Origin of the sequence: Pedobacter sp. BG31 (assembly GCF_042464845.1) — a bacterium.
Classification (GTDB): domain Bacteria; phylum Bacteroidota; class Bacteroidia; order Sphingobacteriales; family Sphingobacteriaceae; genus Pedobacter; species Pedobacter suwonensis.
Genome location: NZ_JBHNZK010000004.1, coordinates 104998 through 124128, shown reverse-complemented (window position 1 = coordinate 124128; position 19131 = coordinate 104998). Strand labels below are relative to the sequence as shown.

General features: G+C 37.7%; 15 protein-coding genes. 7 read left to right on the top strand and 8 right to left on the bottom strand.

Annotated features, from left to right (window positions below; genetic code table 11):
• Positions 1–23 precede the first annotated feature (23 nt).
• From ACFE6N_RS07330 to ACFE6N_RS07320, 3 genes are all read left to right on the top strand, one after another.
• Positions 24–1025 (top strand): PorP/SprF family type IX secretion system membrane protein, encoded by a 1002-nt coding sequence (locus ACFE6N_RS07330; RefSeq protein WP_134204719.1) that lies wholly within the window; start codon positions 24–26, stop codon positions 1023–1025.
• A gap of 72 nt (positions 1026–1097) precedes the next feature.
• Positions 1098–3098, top strand: coding sequence for an OmpA family protein (locus ACFE6N_RS07325; RefSeq protein ID WP_378935182.1), 2001 nt, complete (start codon positions 1098–1100; stop codon positions 3096–3098).
• A gap of 319 nt (positions 3099–3417) precedes the next feature.
• Positions 3418–6216: a thiopeptide-type bacteriocin biosynthesis protein gene (locus ACFE6N_RS07320; RefSeq protein ID WP_378935180.1), complete on the top strand. Its 2799-nt coding sequence runs from the start codon at positions 3418–3420 to the stop codon at positions 6214–6216.
• On the opposite strand, the gene ACFE6N_RS07315 is transcribed toward ACFE6N_RS07320, so the two are convergent.
• Complete coding sequence (locus tag ACFE6N_RS07315; RefSeq protein WP_378935178.1) at positions 6213–7328, bottom strand: sensor histidine kinase; 1116 nt, start codon at positions 7326–7328, stop codon at positions 6213–6215. The genes ACFE6N_RS07320 and ACFE6N_RS07315 overlap by 4 nt on opposite strands.
• A gap of 145 nt (positions 7329–7473) precedes the next feature.
• Between ACFE6N_RS07315 and ACFE6N_RS07310 the strand changes: the two genes are divergently transcribed.
• Positions 7474–7623, top strand: a complete 150-nt coding sequence (locus ACFE6N_RS07310) for a hypothetical protein (RefSeq protein ID WP_159435288.1) — start codon at positions 7474–7476, stop codon at positions 7621–7623.
• 52 nt (positions 7624–7675) lie between these two features.
• Positions 7676–7825, top strand: a complete 150-nt coding sequence (locus tag ACFE6N_RS07305) for a hypothetical protein (protein WP_159435287.1) — start codon at positions 7676–7678, stop codon at positions 7823–7825.
• A gap of 237 nt (positions 7826–8062) precedes the next feature.
• Here ACFE6N_RS07305 and ACFE6N_RS07300 read toward each other — a convergent pair whose 3' ends face one another.
• Positions 8063–8806 (bottom strand): LytTR family DNA-binding domain-containing protein, encoded by a 744-nt coding sequence (locus ACFE6N_RS07300; protein ID WP_090986714.1) that lies wholly within the window; start codon positions 8804–8806, stop codon positions 8063–8065.
• Positions 8807–9181: 375 nt separating this feature from the next.
• Between ACFE6N_RS07300 and ACFE6N_RS07295 the strand changes: the two genes are divergently transcribed.
• On the top strand, positions 9182–9556 hold the full coding sequence (locus ACFE6N_RS07295) for a hypothetical protein (protein WP_378935175.1): 375 nt from the start codon (positions 9182–9184) through the stop codon (positions 9554–9556).
• 21 nt (positions 9557–9577) lie between these two features.
• A complete protein-coding gene (locus tag ACFE6N_RS07290) occupies positions 9578–10075 on the top strand; it encodes a type I restriction enzyme HsdR N-terminal domain-containing protein (protein WP_090986709.1) in 498 nt (165 codons plus the stop codon).
• A 138-nt stretch (positions 10076–10213) separates the two neighbouring features.
• Here the strand turns inward: ACFE6N_RS07290 and htpG are convergent, their stop codons facing one another.
• From htpG to ACFE6N_RS07260, 6 genes are all read right to left on the bottom strand, one after another.
• A complete protein-coding gene (htpG, locus tag ACFE6N_RS07285) occupies positions 10214–12100 on the bottom strand; it encodes a molecular chaperone HtpG (RefSeq protein ID WP_378935173.1) in 1887 nt (628 codons plus the stop codon).
• A gap of 245 nt (positions 12101–12345) precedes the next feature.
• Entirely contained in the window at positions 12346–13083 is a 738-nt protein-coding gene (locus ACFE6N_RS07280) for a DUF4241 domain-containing protein (protein ID WP_378935171.1), read from the bottom strand.
• A 100-nt stretch (positions 13084–13183) separates the two neighbouring features.
• Complete coding sequence (locus ACFE6N_RS07275; protein ID WP_090498477.1) at positions 13184–13576, bottom strand: PleD family two-component system response regulator; 393 nt, start codon at positions 13574–13576, stop codon at positions 13184–13186.
• Between the two features lie 107 nt (positions 13577–13683).
• The gene (locus ACFE6N_RS07270; RefSeq protein ID WP_244278870.1) at positions 13684–14547 is read right to left on the bottom strand and encodes an N-acetylglucosamine kinase; all 864 of its coding nucleotides are present in this window, start codon (positions 14545–14547) and stop codon (positions 13684–13686) included.
• A gap of 159 nt (positions 14548–14706) precedes the next feature.
• On the bottom strand, positions 14707–16017 hold the full coding sequence (locus tag ACFE6N_RS07265) for a TolC family protein (RefSeq protein ID WP_378935169.1): 1311 nt from the start codon (positions 16015–16017) through the stop codon (positions 14707–14709).
• Between the two features lies 1 nt (position 16018).
• The gene (locus ACFE6N_RS07260; RefSeq protein WP_090986703.1) at positions 16019–19129 is read right to left on the bottom strand and encodes an efflux RND transporter permease subunit; all 3111 of its coding nucleotides are present in this window, start codon (positions 19127–19129) and stop codon (positions 16019–16021) included.
• Between the last annotated feature and the right edge of the window lie 2 nt (positions 19130–19131).

Below are 19131 nucleotides of genomic sequence, written 5' to 3'. Positions count from 1 at the left end.
ATAAACAGATAAAATCAAAGACCATGAAAATACTATCGGCTTTAAAAATATATGTTGCAGTACTGGTATCGTTGCTGTTTACAGCTAAGTCCTTTGCACAAACTGATCCGCATTTTTCACAATATTATGCAAACCCATTATACCTTAACCCGGCCTTAACAGGGGTAATAGATGGCGATTACCGTGCAACTGTAAATTTTAAACAACAATGGAGTGCACTAAACAGCTCTTTTTTAACCGGCGGCGCATCTTTCGATATGGCTCCAAAAAAGAACTTCGCATTTGGTGCAACCATTTTAAATCAAAGGGCGGGAGAGTTGGATTTTAACTATTTATCTGCTTTGGTATCAGGTTCGTACCGTTTAAGGTTTGGTGCCGAAGGACTGCAGATGGTGAGCTTTGGCTTACAGGCTGGTATCATTAACCGTAGTTTCGATTTCTCCCAGGCCAGGTTTGGTAACCAGTTTAATCCGATTACGGGTTACGATGGTGGCATGATGAGTGGAGAAACACTTTCATCTCAATCATCTCTGGTTCCTGACGTAAACGCCGGTATCATGTTTTTTGATGGCGATCCCAACAAAAACATTAACGTTTTCCTGGGTGCAAGTGCGGCACATTTAACCAGGCCTATGGATCGGTTCTCGGGTACAAACTCACGCGTTCCGGTGCGTTTTACCGGACATGGTGGTGCGCGCATCAGGGCGTCAGAGCTATTGGATATTGTACCTAATGCCTTGTTCATGTATCAGGGTAATACAAATGAAGTATCATTAGGTGCTTATGCACAACTTAATGTCAATCCATCCGCTAATATTTTGTTCGGAGGTAACTACCGTATTAAAGACGCAGCCATTGCTTTTGTTGGTTTACAGTTAAAAAATATGGTTTTCGGGTTAAGTTATGACGTAAATACTTCTTCCTTTAATCGTGCATCAAACAGTAATGGTGGTTTAGAACTCTCCATATCGCTTATAGGTCGTAATGGTATAATTGGTCCGAACTTCTTTTGTCCACGTTTATAATTATTCAGGATAATATGGTTATGACTTGGAAATCATGACGGTTTTATCACTATTGAAAACAAGTTTAGAAAGATGAGAAAAATATTATTCTTTTTTTTATTGGCATTTGGCAGTTTTGCAAACGCACAGTATGTGGTAAATTATAAAAAGGTGGCAGATACTTATTTTGAGAATAAGGATTATTATGCTGCAGCTACCTTTTATAAAAAAGCATTAAAAATTACTGGAGATAGCAGTCAGGTTGTTTTGCCTTATGGGAAGGAAAGAAAATCGGCAGCTGATGATAAGGTGATAGAAGATTATGAAGGATCGATATATAATCTTGCTGAATCCAGCAGGCTTTACAGGGAATTTAGCGAGGCTGAAAAATATTATGCTATTGCCATAACCTTTACCAATACACGTTACAGAAAGGCATTATTTTATTATGCCGAGAGCTTAAGGGCAAATAAAAAATTTAACCAGGCTATTGATGCCTTTCAGCAGTTTATTCAGAAAAATCCTGACGATCCTTTAGTTAAAGATGCTCAAAAGGAAATAGAATCGTGCAAGTTTGCTATCGAAGAAATGCGTTTCCCACGTATGATACAGGTTAAGAAAGTTCCAGCTGGTATAAATGGCCTGGGATCTAATTACGCACCTGTTAAAATCAATAATGAATTATATTTCACCTCATCCCGCCCGGTTACAGTAGGAAGTAAAAGAGATATGGTTAAAACAGCTACCGGGGAAGTTCAGGTATCAACTAAAGCCAATCCATTTATGAATAACATTTATACAGCTAAAGGAGAACTCAGTTCAGCTGATATTGACGTAAAAAAAGTAGATATCAATTTTCCTAAAAATATTGAAATCGCTGCAGCTGCTTTTACACCTGACGGAAATGCCATGTACTTTACCGCCTGGAAGGATAAAGAAAAATATGCTATCTATTCGTCAAGGAAAGCCGGTGAAAAATGGTCAGATCCACAGCCGGTTGGTTTACAGGTAAATAGCAAAGACTTCAGCTCTTCACAGCCTTTTGTTACCAGCGATGGTAAATTCCTGCTTTTTTCATCTGATAGAAGTGGCGGTTACGGTAAATTCGATCTTTGGTATTGTGCCATCCGTGAAGATGGTTCGTTAGGTCAGGCGGTAAATTTTGGACCAGACATTAACACCGCAGATGATGAACGTGCGCCATATTATAATACGCTAACTAAAAAGTTATTGTTCAGTACCGATGGGCGTGTTGGTTTTGGTGGCCTCGATTTCTTTGAGTCAGAAGGAGATCTGGTAAACTGGTCTAAGCCAAAAAACCTGGGTTATCCATTCAATTCGTCAAAAGATGATCTTTACTTTACCGCTAGTGATGATCAAGGAACCAAAGGCTACATTAGTTCTGATCGCGAATCATCTTGTTGTCTGGAAGTATTTGAAGTGAAAAAAGAATACCTTTCTATAGCTGGTCTTTTAACTGATTGTAAAACCAGGTTACCGCTGGCAGATGCCGATGTAACTTTGACCAATGCAGAAGGATCGCAAAAGATGATTACAGGTTCTGACGGTATTTATACGTTTAAAGTAGACTCTAAAAGACCGGTCAAGTTACTTTTTGCAAAAGATAATTATTTCGCGGTTACTAAAAACTACCTTTATGAGGAGTTGGCAAAAGCAGATACCCTGCTTGATAAAGAATATTGTTTGAGTCCTTTTAAACTGGGCATACCCATAACCTTGGCGAATATTTATTATGAATTTAACAGTGCAGAACTTACAGAGCCTTCCAAAAAAGTATTAGATTTCCTCATTCCGATTATGGAAGATAATCCGCAAATGGAAATCGAATTGAGTTCCCATACCGATAATATCGGGACAGAAGAATACAACCTGGATTTATCGAACAGAAGAGCAAAATCATGTACAGATTATCTGGAAAGTAAAGGAATAGCTGCGGCTAGAATGACTTCTAAAGGTTACGGAGAATCGATGCCTATTGAGCCGAACGAAATTATTGTAAAGCGCAAGAAAAAAGATAATCCTGAAGGAAGGGCAAAAAACAGAAGAACAGCGTTTAAAGTAATTAAAAAATAAGACTTGTTATCATCCCAATGGAGCCATCTTCTGAAATGGAGATGGCTTTTTTATGCCACCTGATTTATTGGTAAGCCATGCGATTATGCGTAACATCTTTAATTTACTATTTAGAAAAGTTACAGTTTCCGATTACCATTTCGCCACCAAGTTGTTTCAGTCTCGAGTCGCCATGAACAAAAAATGATTATAACTCAATGCTCATTATCCCTGCAGATGTTGTTTTGGAGATCAATAATGAAACAGATCGTCTCCAATTCGAAACTGAAAATTAATAATTGAATTAATCTTTGTAATTTTCGGCTTATCTTTTAACGCGATGAAGCTGACTATTCAACCAACCATAATTTTTAGAACCCCTAAATTTTCATATCAATCCGAGCTGGTAGATTGTTGGGAGGAATTAAAGTCTGCCATCTCCATATCGTCAGCTGCTTTTTACGAAACCATCAAAGGAGTGAAGGCAAACGAACTCCATGATCTTCCGCCTAAGGTTTATTTTACCATTTGGAAATATTTTAACCGTGCAAAATTCCGGTCGACTCCATATGGAACTTTTGCAGGTTTCAGTTTGTTAAACGATGCCATTAAGCCATCTGAAAGCAGGATCGTAATTGATGAAGACCAGAAAATACGTGAGCTGATTGATTGGCCATACAAGAATAATATTCAACTGCCATTGCAAGATTTGTTGCAAAAGAACTGTCTGCTATTTAGTAACAGCAGTTATTATTTAACACCGGATAGTATCCGTTATATTGCCTGCACTGATGGTGTTTTTGAACTGGCTGAATTGGACCAGAACGAATTTGTACAACAGATATTGGCTGCCTGCCTAAAGCCAATCCGACTTAATGATTTGCTAAATCAACTAAGCTTAACTGACACTGAAACGCAAAATTTCTTTGGCTTGCTGCAGGATATGCATGATTTGCAGCTCATTTTTACCAACTACGACCCCAATATTATAGGAGATGATTATTTTGAACGTTTGGGACTAACCGCCACCGAAGACCTGCCAAAGTACCTTATTGCGCAACGTAGAGCTGTATCGGGATGCATCAATGACCGTTTGCTTCAGTCTGTTCCGGGTTTGATCAGTATGTTACATAACATCATGCCGGTAAAAGGTCATGGTGCGCTTGATCAGTTTCGGAATAGGTTTAAGAAGAAATTCGAAGATCAGGAAGTACCGTTGTTATTGGCGCTAGACCCTGAAATGGGCGTAGGCTACGACGAATTGGAGCAAGCTGGTCAAAACAGCGGTTTTATAACACGTTTCATTAATAAGCCGGCTAAAAAAGAAGAAACAGAAAATCTGAAAACAGCATTAAAAAGTTATCTTGCCGGACAGAGATTTGAAAAAGATAAAACTATTTATCTGAACAAACTTGATTTACCACAGCATCAGAAGCTGGTGCCCTTACCTAACTCATTTAGCATGGTCATGTCGGTTCATGATGACCTGATTTTTGTAGAACAGATTGGTGGAGTTACATCCAACGCCTTAAGCGGAAGATTTACCATGGCTGATGAAAGTGTAGCGAATTATGCAAAAGCCATTGCCGCTGCAGAACAGGAGGCAAATCCCGATGTTTTGTTTTTTGATGTGGCTTATATGGTAGAAGCTAATGTAGATAATGTAAACCGGCGGAAATTAATCTATGGGCATCAGTTGTCAATATTAAATTTCGATACCTCATCTGTTCCACTTACATTAAATGATATACAAATTTCAGTTAAGGGTACGGAGATTATCCTTCGCTCCAGGCAATTAAATAAAAGGTTGGTGCCAAGAATGGCCTCTGCCTATAATTATATCCGTTCAGACCTTTCTGTATTTAGGCTATTATGCGATTTGCAGCATCAGGGCTTGCAAACCAGTCTTTCCTTTCCGCTTGATGCCATCATTCCTGATCTTGACTACTACCCAAGGTTGCAATATCAGAATATTGTTTTAAGCAGCAACAAATGGAAAATTAAAAAAGAAGCGCTGTTGGGTACCGGTCAAAAATTGCTTTCCATCACCGAGTGTAGATCATACCTCAAAAATTTAGGCATAAGTGAATATTTTAAAGCCGGTATGTCTGATCAAACCTTGTGCTTTGCCTTAAACAACGACGATGATATAAATGCTTTTTTGCAGTATGTGCAAAAACAGGGCAGTACTTACGTTGAAGAAGTGATAATGCCTAAAAATAGTATAGTGGTTGATGAAGCCGCTAAGCCCTATTTCGCACAGTTCGTTTTAAGCGTCAGCCATGGCGAACAAATTTATAGGGGGTTGCCCCAAACATCCGCAGATGAAGGTGTTACCCGTTTTTTTCTGCCAGGTAAAGAATGGCTGTATTTTGAAATTTATTGCCACCAGCAAAGGAGCGATGAGATTTTGATGGAAGTAATTGCACCTTTCCTGATTACTTATGCAGATCAGGTAAAATCATGGTTTTTTATCCGTTACAACGAAAATGGAAACCACATTAGGTTTAGGGTTCAACTCAAAAATCCAAATGATGGGCAATTGTTGATATCAAAGTTGATGGATGAGCTGGAAGTGTTTGTAAATTCGGGTTTCGTGTCAGATGTGCAACTTAAAACGTATAAGCGCGAACTGGAGCGTTATGGCAGTAATATAATCGAAGATGTAGAGAAGCACTTTGGTATAGACAGTAGATTTGTATTATCGCTTTTAGAAACGCAAACCGATGATTTTAATAAATATAGATTATGTAGTGTTTTGTTTTCTAAGGTTATTAAATCTAACATAATCGATAATTCGGCCATCAGTAAGATCGTGAGGTTAATGTCTGATAACTTTAATGAAGAGCATAGGTTGGATGCAGCCGATTTTAAACAACTAAATATTCATTACCAGGAATTTCGGAAAACCGAATGGACAGCATTAACTGTAGAACAGGAGCAGTGGTTTACTGCTTTTTCTGATTCGTTTATCAAAACTCTTGAACAATGTGGCGCGGAAAATGCACCAAAGTTATTGACCGATTTAATGCATATGCACGTAAACCGGCTTTTCAACAAAGATCAGCGAACACATGAAATGGTGATGTACTATTTTCTGCTAAAAGATATTCAACGCCAAAATGCGACAAGAACTTAACGGTTTAGCCTGGCCAATGGATTATTGACCGTTACCTCTATTTCAGTAATATAACGGTTAAGCGGATCTTGATAATACTTGAATACATAATCATTACCATAAAAATTACTTAAACGTTTGCCAACATTTTCAATACCTACATGATGGCTTTCTGTCTGTTTGCCATTATTATCATTAATCATATTTATGGTACTGATATTCAACTTATCATTTTCGTAAGCAATTTTAATAATTGCCGGCTGGGTAGAGTGTGAAACATTTCCGTGCTTAAATATATTTTCGACCAGTGTTAATAAAATAAGCGGAGGAAATCTTAGCCCAAACATATCGCCTGTTACTTTAAGTTCCAGATTAATGGTATTAGCTGTACGGAGCTTATGGAGGTTGATCAGGTGTTCGATCTGTTCGATTTCTTCACTCAGCGGAACCATCTCTGATGCTGATGGGCGTTTTAGCGCATAACGCATCATTTCTGCCAGGTTCATAATGGCATCAGCTGCCATAGGCGCCTTTTTGCGGGCATCGTTATAAATGAAGTTTAAGGTATTGAACAGGAAGTGTGGATTGATCTGGCTACGCAGATAATTGTTTTGCGATTGAACAAGATCATTTTCCAAAGCCTGTTTTTCTATCTGTGTAACCAGATTCTGCCGTTCTAAGGCTTCTACTTTTTTCTGATCCTGAAATGATTTAACAACGTATATGTAGCCGGTAGAATAACCAATATATAATATGGAGCGATAAATGCATGGAAGTATAAACTCCATGTTAAAAGATCTAGATGGATTTATTTCAATTAACCTGATCTGCTCAAACAAAATTATAAGCAGAAAGGTAGAAACAACGTATGCAAAAATGATTATGGTAATAAGGGCGGCAATCTTAAGAAGTTTTATGGGAAAGGATCCGGTTTTGAGCATTTTTTTTAGAAAAAAACCGTAAACGTAAAAGGTAAAAATATTAACAATATAAACTAAAAGGTAAGCACCGGGTTCTCTGAATCTATGGGTAGCTAAACCCAGAATAAATACTTCATAAATGATATAAAGACTCCATACCAATAAGTGAAACTTATACTTTTCGTAGAATTTTTTTAAATGTAAAAAGCTCATTTTTTTCTTTTAATCTATTAAAATGGGGTTTTTATCTCCCAAAAACAGGGGTTGGTGTAAAAAAGTAGTTGAGGCTAATTTTGCGGTGCATCTTTACAGAAAATTAATCACAACGATAATAACAAAAATTTAAATACTATATATTATGAAAGCTCAACATACCAATCCTTCTGCAAAACTTGCTAAAAAAACTGTTTTTGTTTATAAAAATGTTAAAGCAAAAAACAACTTCTCTACTAACCCGACAGGAGATCAAAGCCACACGGTAATGACCAGTTTTATTATCGAATTTTAATTTCAAAATAACTCATTTTAATAGTTAACTCATCATTTTTAACATCATCATCATGAAAGTTCAACACACTGATTCTGCTGCAAAACTTGCTAAAAAAACTGTTTTTGTTTATAAAAATGTTAAAGCAAAAAACAACTTCTCTACTAACCCGACAGGAGATCAAAGCCACACTGTAATGACCAGCTTTATTATCGAATTTTAATTCTTAATAAGATATTCAATATTATATCATCATATTTAAACATCGTTACCATGAAAGCTCAACACACAGGCAAACTTGCTAAAAAGACTGTTTTTGTTTATAAAAACGTTAAATCCAAAAACAACTTTTCCACTAACCCAACAGGAGACCAAAGTCACACGGTAATGACTAGCTTCATCTTTGGATTGTAGTTTCTTAACCTCATCACTAATCCTATAATGAGAAACCAGAAGGGTATTAATTTCGGTTCGATTTTAATAAACTACTCTGTACATAGGCGAAGAAAGCCTCTTTGTAACCTTCTCCTATTTGTATCATCTCGTTATTGATGAGCCTAATTATATTTCCGTCTACTTTTTTAATTGCTGCCTTGGCAACAATATTTGATTTATTGACACGGATAAATGCATGATTTTCCAGGGCCTTTTCAATTTCCTTCAGCGTAAGGTATGTGGTGTGGATCTCAGATTTCGTAATAATCTGTATATAATTCTGTAGTGCTTTGATATAAAGTATTTCATCAATAGCAATATTTGAAAAAGCATATTTGTGGTCGCCTTTAATATAAAGGGCGGCAACCTGATCAGCTTCTTTCGTTGTTGCCTTGTTGCTATTGTTTGATTCCTTCTTTAATATCCGATCAATACCTAATGCAAATTTTGCAAATGAAATAGGTTTTAATAGGTACTGATCTGATTGTACATCAAATGCTTGCAGGGCATAATCGGGATGCGCAGTTGTAAAAACCAGATACTTCGCCTTTTCCCTGATATTTTTGGCCAGTTCTAATCCGTTTATTCCTGGCATATCAATATCCATAAATAATAAATCAATTTCGTCTTCGATACTTATTTCGGTAAGTGCCTGGACAGGACTGGTAAAAGTTTTAAAAACAGTTAAACCAGGCATTTCTGCAATGTGGTCAGTTAATACTTCAATCGCATGTTGCTCGTCGTCTATAACAACGCATTTTAGATTCATGTGTAGAATTTGTGGGTTTATTTGATTTGAATGCAAGTTAAATAAAAATGAGTTGAATTAACAATTGCGCCTTAAAAAAACTTATCTCCCGGTTTTGTCTATTGAAAACCTGGGTTTCGTGTAATATTCCGGGTGGTTGATGTAAAAAAATTAACAGCGCTTCTTCTTTTTATAATCTTTATACTGTTTGCCAAAAACAAATGATTAGTAGTTAAAAGTTACTAATTGCAAAAACATCTGCCTGCCCAATCTTGTGTAGCCTGTAGATAATAATATTAAAAACAGGCCATACAATACTGGGTTTGATAGTGAAAACCTAAAAAAAGAAATACCGGAAAACCAAATAAATATTCCCTACATCTACCCATCCTCCAAATGAAAAACAACGAATACGAATATTTACTTAATAAGATCTACTATAAGGGGATTCTGAAAAACCAAGGAATTAACTCAGACATGTACCAGAGAATGCAAAATGAATATAGCAATCTTAACGGACAGCAGCCTGTTAGCGGTCAATTGGAGCGTGAATATGCCTTCAGGAAATCTTTCCTGGTTGTACGTAATTATGTACAACAGGCAATAAAAGACGGTATGAGAAGTTTTCAGTTTAAGATGGAAACAAATGACATCAATAAATTGACTTATATGGTTGATATGTTGGACAGAAACTTTTTTGATAAACAAAGCTTAGATCAGATTATCGCTACAGCAAATTCGGTATTCAACCAGTATCATTTAAAAAATTAACTATCTATAATAGGTAACAATATGGAATTGAAAGACGAAATCGGGCAATTTGCCGTAAGAATTAAAAAAATGCTTCCGCAAGTTCAATCTGAGGATTTAACCAGGAATGCGTTGGTTATGCCTTTTATCCAAATCTTAGGATTTGATCCTTCTGAGGTTCAATCTGACGCTGTTCTAGACTTCGGAGTTAAAAAGAGTAAAAAAGTTGATTATACCATTATGAAAGATGGTGAGCCAACAATTCTGGTTGAATGTAAACACCATAATGACAATTTGGATATTCATGATTCGCGCTTATCTAAATACTTCCGTAAAACCAAAGCCAAATATGGTTTATTGACCAATGGTTTGGTATACCGCTTTTATACGGAGAAAATGGTGAGATCAAAGAAAAATCAAGAGCCTTTGTTTGAGTTTAAAATAACCGATACCAAAGCGGCTATCATTGCAAAAATGATCGAAGATCACAAAGATTATTTTAATGTAGATCAAAAAGTTAACGTTGTAACAGCTGGCTAAGCCTATTAAAACTATTTTAGGCGTTCTCGAAAATGCTTTAAAAGTCTTGATCTGATCAGGACTTTTTTTGTGTCTTTATATCAAAAAGAAGGGAGAAACCGATCCGATTTCTCCCTTGAAAATGATAATATAATAAAACTATATTAATGCTACACTTCTGCTTACAAAAGCAGTTAACTCTGATCCGGTTAACATACCTTGCGCCAAAAGCGCTAAATCTACTGCTTGTTTAGCCAGGTTTTGCTGCTCTTCTCCTTCAGCATTTAAAATTTTTCCTACCAATTTATGGTTTCCGTTAATGGCAACTTTGTAATTGTCGGGCATTTGACCATAAAAGTTCATTCCGCCTCCCATTGCAGCCATATCCTTCATCCTGCGCATAAATTCGTCCATGGTAATTGTAACTGGTAACTCCTCCGGATGCAAAGCTACAACTTCTACGTGCATGCCAGGTTTGGTAATGGCTTTTTCAAAAATAGCGGTTACCTCCTTCACCTGATCCTCACTTAAAACATGCTCGTTCTGCTCATCTTTCTCAATTAATTTATCCACCACACTAGAGTCAACCCGTTTAATTGATGTTTTTTCTAATTTTTGCTCCAGTTGATTAATAAAGTGATTGTCAATCGGCGAATCTAACACCAAAACATCATAATCTTTTTTATTGGCTGATTGGATAAATGCATCCTGTTTTGCAGCGTCGTTAGTGTATAAATACACAACATTTCCATTTTTATCCGTTTGTAAGGCTGTTACTTTTTCTTTATATTCAGGAAGTGTATAAAGCTCATTTTTAGTATTGCCAACTAAAGCGAAGTCCTTGGCTTTATCGTAAAATTTCTCTTCGCTGATCATGCCGTATTTAACAAAAAGACCAATGTCTTTCCATTTATCTTCGTAGGCTTTGCGATCTTTAGCAAATAATTCACTTAATTTATCTGCAACCTTTTTAGTAATGTAGTTATTGATTTTTTTAACGTTGCTGTCGGCCTGCAAGAAACTACGTGATACATTTAAAGGAATATCAGGAGAATCGATTACGCCGTGCAATAACATCAAAAACTCTGGAACAATATCTTTAACCTCGTCGGTAATAAATACCTGGCGGGAGTATAATTTAATTTTGTTGCGTTGCATTTCGAAATCGTTTTTCAACTTAGGGAAATACAATACACCGGTTAAATTAAAAGGATAATCAACATTCAGGTGGATCCAGAATAATGGTTCTTCGCTAAATGGGTATAGTTCACGGTAGAATTTTAAATAATCCTCATCTGACAAATCTGCAGGCGCCTTTGTCCAGATCGGGTTAGTGGTATTGATGATGTTATCAACTTCAACATCTTTATATTTAGTTTTGCCTTCTTCATCGGTACCGTCTTCTACCGATTCGGTTTTAGTGCCAAATTTAATTGGAACCGGTAAAAATTTAGCATACTTATTAAGGATTTCCTGCAGTTTACTTTCTTCTAAAAATTCTTCCGAATCGTTGTTTACATGTAAGATAATATCTGTACCACGGGTAGTTTTAGTGCCTGCTGTAATTTCAAATTCTGTACTTCCATCGCAAACCCAGCGGGCAGGCTCAGCACCATCCTGATAAGATAAAGTTTGAATTTCAACCAGATCAGCAACCATAAAAGCCGAATAGAAACCTAAACCGAATTTACCGATAATTTCGTTGGCATCTTTCGCATCTTTAAATTTCTCTACAAACTCACTTGCGCCAGAAAAAGCAACCTGGTTAATGTACTTTTTAATTTCCTCTGCCGTCATTCCCAAACCATTATCGCTAATGGTAATGGTTTTTGCATCCTTATCAATCGCAACTTGTACTAACGGTGCGCCAACTTCGCCATTAAACTGGCCTAATGAAGCAAGTCTTTTAATTTTCTGAACAGCATCTACTGCGTTAGAAACCAATTCACGAAGAAAAATTTCGTTATCAGAGTATAAAAACTTTTTAATTATCGGGAAAATATTTTCAGTATGTATAGAAATATTTCCTTTTTCCTGTATGCTCATATGTAAATAAATTGTTTAATCTACATCCTGCATATCAAGGGTTGTTCCAAAAGAATTTGTTTGCCAAAATGACAGTAAGATGTAAGATGGAAAACGGGAGATGAAGAAAGAATGATTAGTTTTTCAGAAAAGATTCAAAAATGATCGTCATTTATGGCGGAGTGCAACACAATAGAAAGTTTAATGTAATTCCGGTGGTCTAATCCGTGGTCTGTGTCTCACAGACCACACATAGTGATCAACAATTACTCTTCGTCACCATAAGCCAATTCAATATCTATAAACTGGATAATCAGTGAACATACATTACCTTCTATATCAAAACCATAATAAACAGGGTAAGTGCCATCACCAAAGCCACTTTGAAAAAATGGAATATGATAATTAGTCTCTGGTATTTTCCAGTTAATCCAATCACCATCTTTACGTTGGTAATCAGGGTTCTCAGCATAGTTGGCTGCAAAAAGTGCAGCGAAATAGTCATCATAGAGGTTTTTACCTGGATGTTCGTTATGAAATTTATCCTGAAACGCACAGAAATGTTTTAAAGTTTCTTTATCCAGTACACAAGCCAAGCCTGCATCCACATTAAAACCGAAAAATTCACCTTCATTAAAATCAATCAGATTTTCTGTGCCAATTAATGCTTCTTCAAAGCGAATGGCATCGTAAGCTGTAAACTGCACTTTAACGGCAGCATGCCTCGCGCAATCATCGTCGTCAGGAATAATAACAGCCGCCGTTACCGGAAATTCACCAATAGGAACCTTAATCAAATATGGCTGGGCATTTTTTTGGATATATACCAGGGGATCTCTCACCAGAATTTCTCCTGTAGGGATAGATACACTTCCCAGTTCAAGGCGATCTATCTTTTTGCCAGCCACAGCTGTTTCTTCAAAATAATCGTTCAGGTTGTTGGGGCAGGTTAATAATGCGCGCTTCTCGTTCCAGGTTTTTAACCATTCATTGCTTGGTATCATTAAGATCAGGTTAATTTTTTGAGAGATGATTTTGTGCTGTAAATAAAGAAGCCAAGAAAATTTAAGATCTTCTTGGCTGAATATTTAAATCTGAATGAGTTTAATTTAAAAGAAAACTTGGCTTATCTTCTTCCAGCGATAAGATTTTAGTGATTTTTTTTAGCAATACATCCATTTGGAAAGGTTTTGACAAAAAATCATCCTGGCCATAATTTAAGGTTGTAAAATCTTTTTGATCATATAAGCCGGAGATAAGCAGGATAGGGATTTTAGAAGTGCTTTCAATAGATTTTAGCTGTTCACATAATACACGACCATCTATATGCCCTAAAGAAATATCAAGTAAGATTAAATCAGGACTGAATTTTTCAATTCTGTTAAAAATTTCTTCACCATCATTTAGTGCCGAAACTTTAAACCCTCCAATTTCCAGGATCAATTGTATGGTTTCTAAAACCTCAATATCATCATCTACTACCAATATTCTCTTCATATGTGTGTGCAATTATATGCTTTTAAAAGTATAACAAAAGTTTGCGCGGATATGTTTACCATATTAAGCACATTTTAACAAATTATGATGTAAATGTATATTTTAACTTAACTGGCCTGTTGTGCAATGCCCTCTTTGTTTAAGATGAAACTAAACAGCTCATCTATTGGTTTTTGTAAAATTTTGCCAGCCTCGATGCCATTTTCCTGTAATACCGAAATGAGTTCATCCTGATAATAATAGGCAATGGAGCCTACGAAATGGCAAGGTACGTTTTTGTATCTGGGATAGTCTTTAACGTTCGTATCTACAAATTCCTGGAAGCCATTTCTTAATATTTCCTGAATAAAAGGATGGTCTTTATGGCTGGCCATGAAGCGGCTAAAGCTTGCCAGGTAGATGTTGGGGAAAGGTTTCTGGTAAACATTGGTAATAATCTGCTCTTTTTCGGCAGGGAAGGATTTTTTAAATTCTGCTGCCAATGTTGATGGCATTTTTCCGTACAGATAGCTTAGGAGCACCTTTTTTCCAAAGAAGGTGCCAGAACCCTCATCACCTAAAACATAGCCCAGACCATGGTGACCATCATGAATTTTTTTGCCATCAAAATAACAGATATTAGATCCGGTACCTAAAATACAGTTTAATCCTTCGGCGCTTCCACAGGTAGCGTATACTGAACCCAGAAGGTCGTGGTCTACAGAAATAAAAGCACGGCTAAAAACAGCTGATAAACCGTTTGAAACCACCTCATGTTTATCTGGCGAAGAACAACCAGCTCCAAAAAAGTAAATCTCTTTCACCTCACCGGCGTATTGCAATAAGGATTCGTTTTTGGAAATCAGCTTGGTAATTTCTTGTTCACTTAAAAAATATGGGTTTATTCCAGGGGTATTAAATTTAATGGTTTCGCCATTATGATAACCCATCCAATCGGTTTTTGATGAGCCACTATCTGCAACAAGTATCATGGCCCTAAATATAAAAATTAATTATAGCATTTTATATTTGAAATAATTTCGTTACTTCTTTTAAAGCTTACTGGCGCCGCTTTTAGATATGGCGGTATTTTTAGAAAGTTTGATAGTATACCTTATGTCTGATTGCTCTTGGTAAGGGATTGAAACTATTTAGTTCAGCAAATCAACACTTCCGCTAATTGTTTTTAAAGTGTTTTCGGCTATTTTTGCCTGATATTGCATTTCGATGAAACGGTTTTGTGCGTCGATGGCATTACGCTGTGCTTCTCTCAGTTCTAACGGAGCTATGCTGCCCAAACGGTATTTTGCCAGGGTGATATCTAAATTCTGTTTCGCTATATCTACATTCCGCTGTTCTAATCTAATCAGATCAAGATAAGTACTATAATTTTCATAGGCAGCAAGTAACTGCGCATTCACATCCAATCTGGTTTTGTTCAGGTTAAGAATCGAATTGTCGATCTCGATTTTGGCATTGCGCTCTTGCTGACGCTGTAAAAAGCCATTAAATAAATTGATACTTGCTGTAACGCCATAGGTAAATCCATTGGCCGCAAATTTTTGGTTAAAACCCGTGGGGCTGGTACTGTTTGCCCTGCTGTAACCCGAGTTCAGGCTAACTGCCGGATAACGGCCCCCACGGATGGACTTTAAATTCAAAGAAGCAATGCGTTGATTGATAAATGCATTCTGCACATCAGGGTTCTGCTTTTCAGCCATTTCGGCCATCTTGCTAAATAAGATGCCTTTGTCTACATCAATACTATCAGCAACAGAAAAGGTGGTTCCAATGTCCCTAACCATTAATTGGTTTAAGCGAACTTTAGCGATCTGCAGCGCATTTTTGGTTTGCAGGTAATTTGATGTATCCGTATTGTAATCAACCTGTGCCGTCAGCACGTCCAGTTTAGAACCACGTCCAAGCTGTAATTTCGTTTTGGCAATATTGGTGCGCAATACCGAAACATCCATGGCGCTATCCGCTGCTTTAACCAGTTGTTGTTGTCTTACAATATCATAATAGGCCGCAATTACATCAGCAACAGTAGTTAAAATGGTTAAGCGCGAATTTAATTCACCCTGTTTTTGTAATTCCTTTAAACGATCGTAATTGGCAAACATGCGAAAGCCATCGAAAATGGTCCAGTTTAATTCTGCACCATAACTGTTATTGGTACTCTTAGCCCCGGTAATTACCCGGTCAGGACCAGTTACAGGACTTTGCCTGGTATTTTGGATACTGCCGCCATTGGTGTAATTTCCGGTTATACTGGGTAGCATACCAGCATTGCCAATATTGGCATTGTTCTTTGCTATATCGATCTGATTTTTGCTGATTTTAATGTCGTAATTGTGCTGTAAAGCAATAGTGATGGCTTCTTTCAGGGTTAACTTTTCTTGTGTAAAACCTGAAAACGATAAGCTTATCAGCATGATAAATATTTTTAATTTCTTGCTCATCTTATTCTTCTGTATGTAAAGCTTCCTGTTCAAAACGATGTGCTTCTTTTAATTCTTGATTGGGCCGGTAAGGTTTTGCCCAATAAGAGTAAATGGCCGGTATTACAAATAGGGTTAATACCAAAGAGAATAAAGTTCCGCCTACAATAACGGTTCCCATGCTCATTCTGCTTTTTGCCGCAGCACCCAATGCGAGCGCGATAGGTAAGGCACCAATGGCAATGGCCAAACTGGTCATTAATATTGGGCGTAACCTCGAAACCGCAGCTTCCCTGATGGCCTCTGGGATGGGAATGCCTTTTTCTTTAAGTTGGTTAGCAAACTCTACAATTAAAATTCCGTTTTTAGTTACCAAACCGATCAGCATAATGGTACCGATCTGACTGAAGATATTCCAGCTTTGGCCACACAACCAGAGCGATAAAAATGCCCCTGCAACTGCCATTGGTACAGTTAAAATTATAATAACCGGATCTTTAAAACTCTCAAACTGCGCAGAAAGAATTAAATAAACCAAAAGCAGGGCCAAACCAAACGCGAAAACGGTATTGGAAGAACTCTCCTTAAAATCGCGTGATTCTCCACCTAAGTCAGTAGAGAAAGTCTCATCCAATACTTTTTTTGAAATGGCATCCATCGCTTCTATACCTTCACCAATACTTTTGCCCGGTGCTAAACCTGCCGAAACGGTAGCGGCAATAAAGCGGTTATTACGGTACAGCTGCGGCGGACTGCTTTCTTCTTTGGCGGTTACCAGGTTATCAAGCTGCACCAATTCCCCTTTGTCGTTACGTACGTAAACTGAACTTAAATCCAATGGATCTTTTCTATCACCCCGGTCAAACTGCCCAATTACCTGATACTGTTTTCCATTCATAAAAAAGTACGAGAACCTTTGTCCGCTCAACCCTAAATTCAGGGTTTGGGCAATGGCCGAAATAGAAACACCTAAATTTTTGGCCTTATCCCTGTCGATGGTCAGGTTAATTTCGGGTTTGTTAAATTTCAGGTTCACATCCGAAACGGTAAATGTGGGGTCTTTGGCTACAGCATCCATAAACAATGGAATTTTCTCACGTAGCTTTTCGAAATTTTGAGCCTGGATGATGTAGCTGATGGGTAAGCCACCACGGCGTCCTACTGATATGGTAGGTTGCTGATTCACAATGGTTTTGCCTTCGGTGTATTTTTTAGTTACGCGGGTAAGCATATCTGCAATCTCTTTTTGCGAACGCTCACGGGTTTCCGGATCGGTAAGGCCCATCCGTACATACCCAGAGTTTACCGCGCCAGAGCCGCCAAAACTTGGCGAAGTAATGGTAATGTTCACATTTTTTTCTGGAACAGAATCAATCACCAGCTGATTCAGCTTCATGATAAACTTATCCGTGTAGGCAAATGAAGCGCCTTCCGGTGTAGATACGTTGATGTTGATGGCACTCCTGTCATCATATGGGGCAGTTTCTTTCGGTAATATTTTCCAGAAAAGGAAAATAAGCCCCATACAAACTAATATAATCGGCACAGAAAGCCATCTTTTAGCCAAAAATTTATTCAGGTTCGATCCGTATGCATCGTTCAATTTTACAAAATAGGGTTCTGTCCAGTTGTAAAATCTAGATGGCTTATGCCCCCCTTTTTTCATCAGATAGGCATTTAACATCGGTGTTAGGGTAAGTGATACAAAGGCAGATATCAATACTGCAGCGCCGATTACTACACCGAACTCTCTAAATAAGCGACCAACAAAGCCTTGTAAGAAGATTACAGGTAAGAATACGGCTGCAAGGGTAATGGAAATCGAAATTACCGCGAAAAATATTTCATTGGATCCTTTAATGGCTGCCTCAAATGGCGACATCCCTTCTTCAACCTTTTTAAAGATATTCTCGGTAACTACAATACCATCATCTACCACCAGGCCCGTGGCCAGTACAATGGCCAATAAACTTAGTACGTTTATAGAAAAGCCAAAGGCATACATGATAAAGAAGGTGAAAATCAATGATACAGGGATATCGATCAATGGCCTGAAGGCGATGGCCCAATCCCTGAAAAAGAGATAGATGATTAAAATTACCAATACCAGCGATAGGCCAATCGTTTCAGCCACTTCGGTTACCGAACGTTTGATAAAAAGGGTATTATCTAATGCCACTTTTAGTTTAATATCCTGCGGTATATCGGCTTTTAACTTATCAAAACGTTTGTAAAACTCTTTACTGATGTCAAGGTAATTAGCGCCCGGCTGAGGGATAATAGCGATGGCCACCATCGGTTTGCCCGATTCGCGTAAAATGGTTTCTTCGTTTTCTGGTCCTAAAACTGCAAAACCCACATCTTTCAGTTTAACCACCTGGTTGCTGTCGGCTTTTAAGATTAGGTTGTTAAACTGACTTTCGTTGGTGAGTTTCCCTAAGGTTTTAACCGTTAGTTCAGTGGTAGCACCGGTAATTTTTCCTGATGGGAGTTCTACGTTTTCATTATCTAAGGCCGTAACAATATCTTGTGAGGTTAAGCCATAAGCACTAAGCTTATTCGGGTCCATCCAGATACGCATGGCATATTTCCTTTGCCCTTGGATTTGCACACTGCTTACCCCGGGAATGGTTTGGATCCGGTCGGCAATTACGTTTTCGGCAAAATCACTTAATTCGAGCGTATTGCGCTTATCACTCTGTATCGTCATCGATAAAATCGGATCGGAGTTGGCATCGGCTTTACTCACTACCGGTAAACCATCAATGTCTTTAGGTAAAGTTCTGGCCGCTTGCGATACTTTGTCACGCACATCGTTTGCGGCCTCTTCAATATTTTTATCGAGGTTAAACTCTATGGTGATATTACTTGCTCCCTGGTTACTTGATGAAGAGATATTTCTGATCCCATCAATAGAATTGATCGATTTTTCTAAAGGTTCGGTAATTTGTGATTCAATAATATCGGCGTTGGCCCCGGGGTAGGAGGTTCTTACCGAAACTACGGTCGGATCAATGGAAGGGTACTCGCGGACACCCAAAAAAGTGTAACCTATAATCCCGAAAAGAACAATTAGCAGGTTCATCACAATGGCCAGCACCGGCCTCTTTATACTCGTGGTAGAGATACTCATAA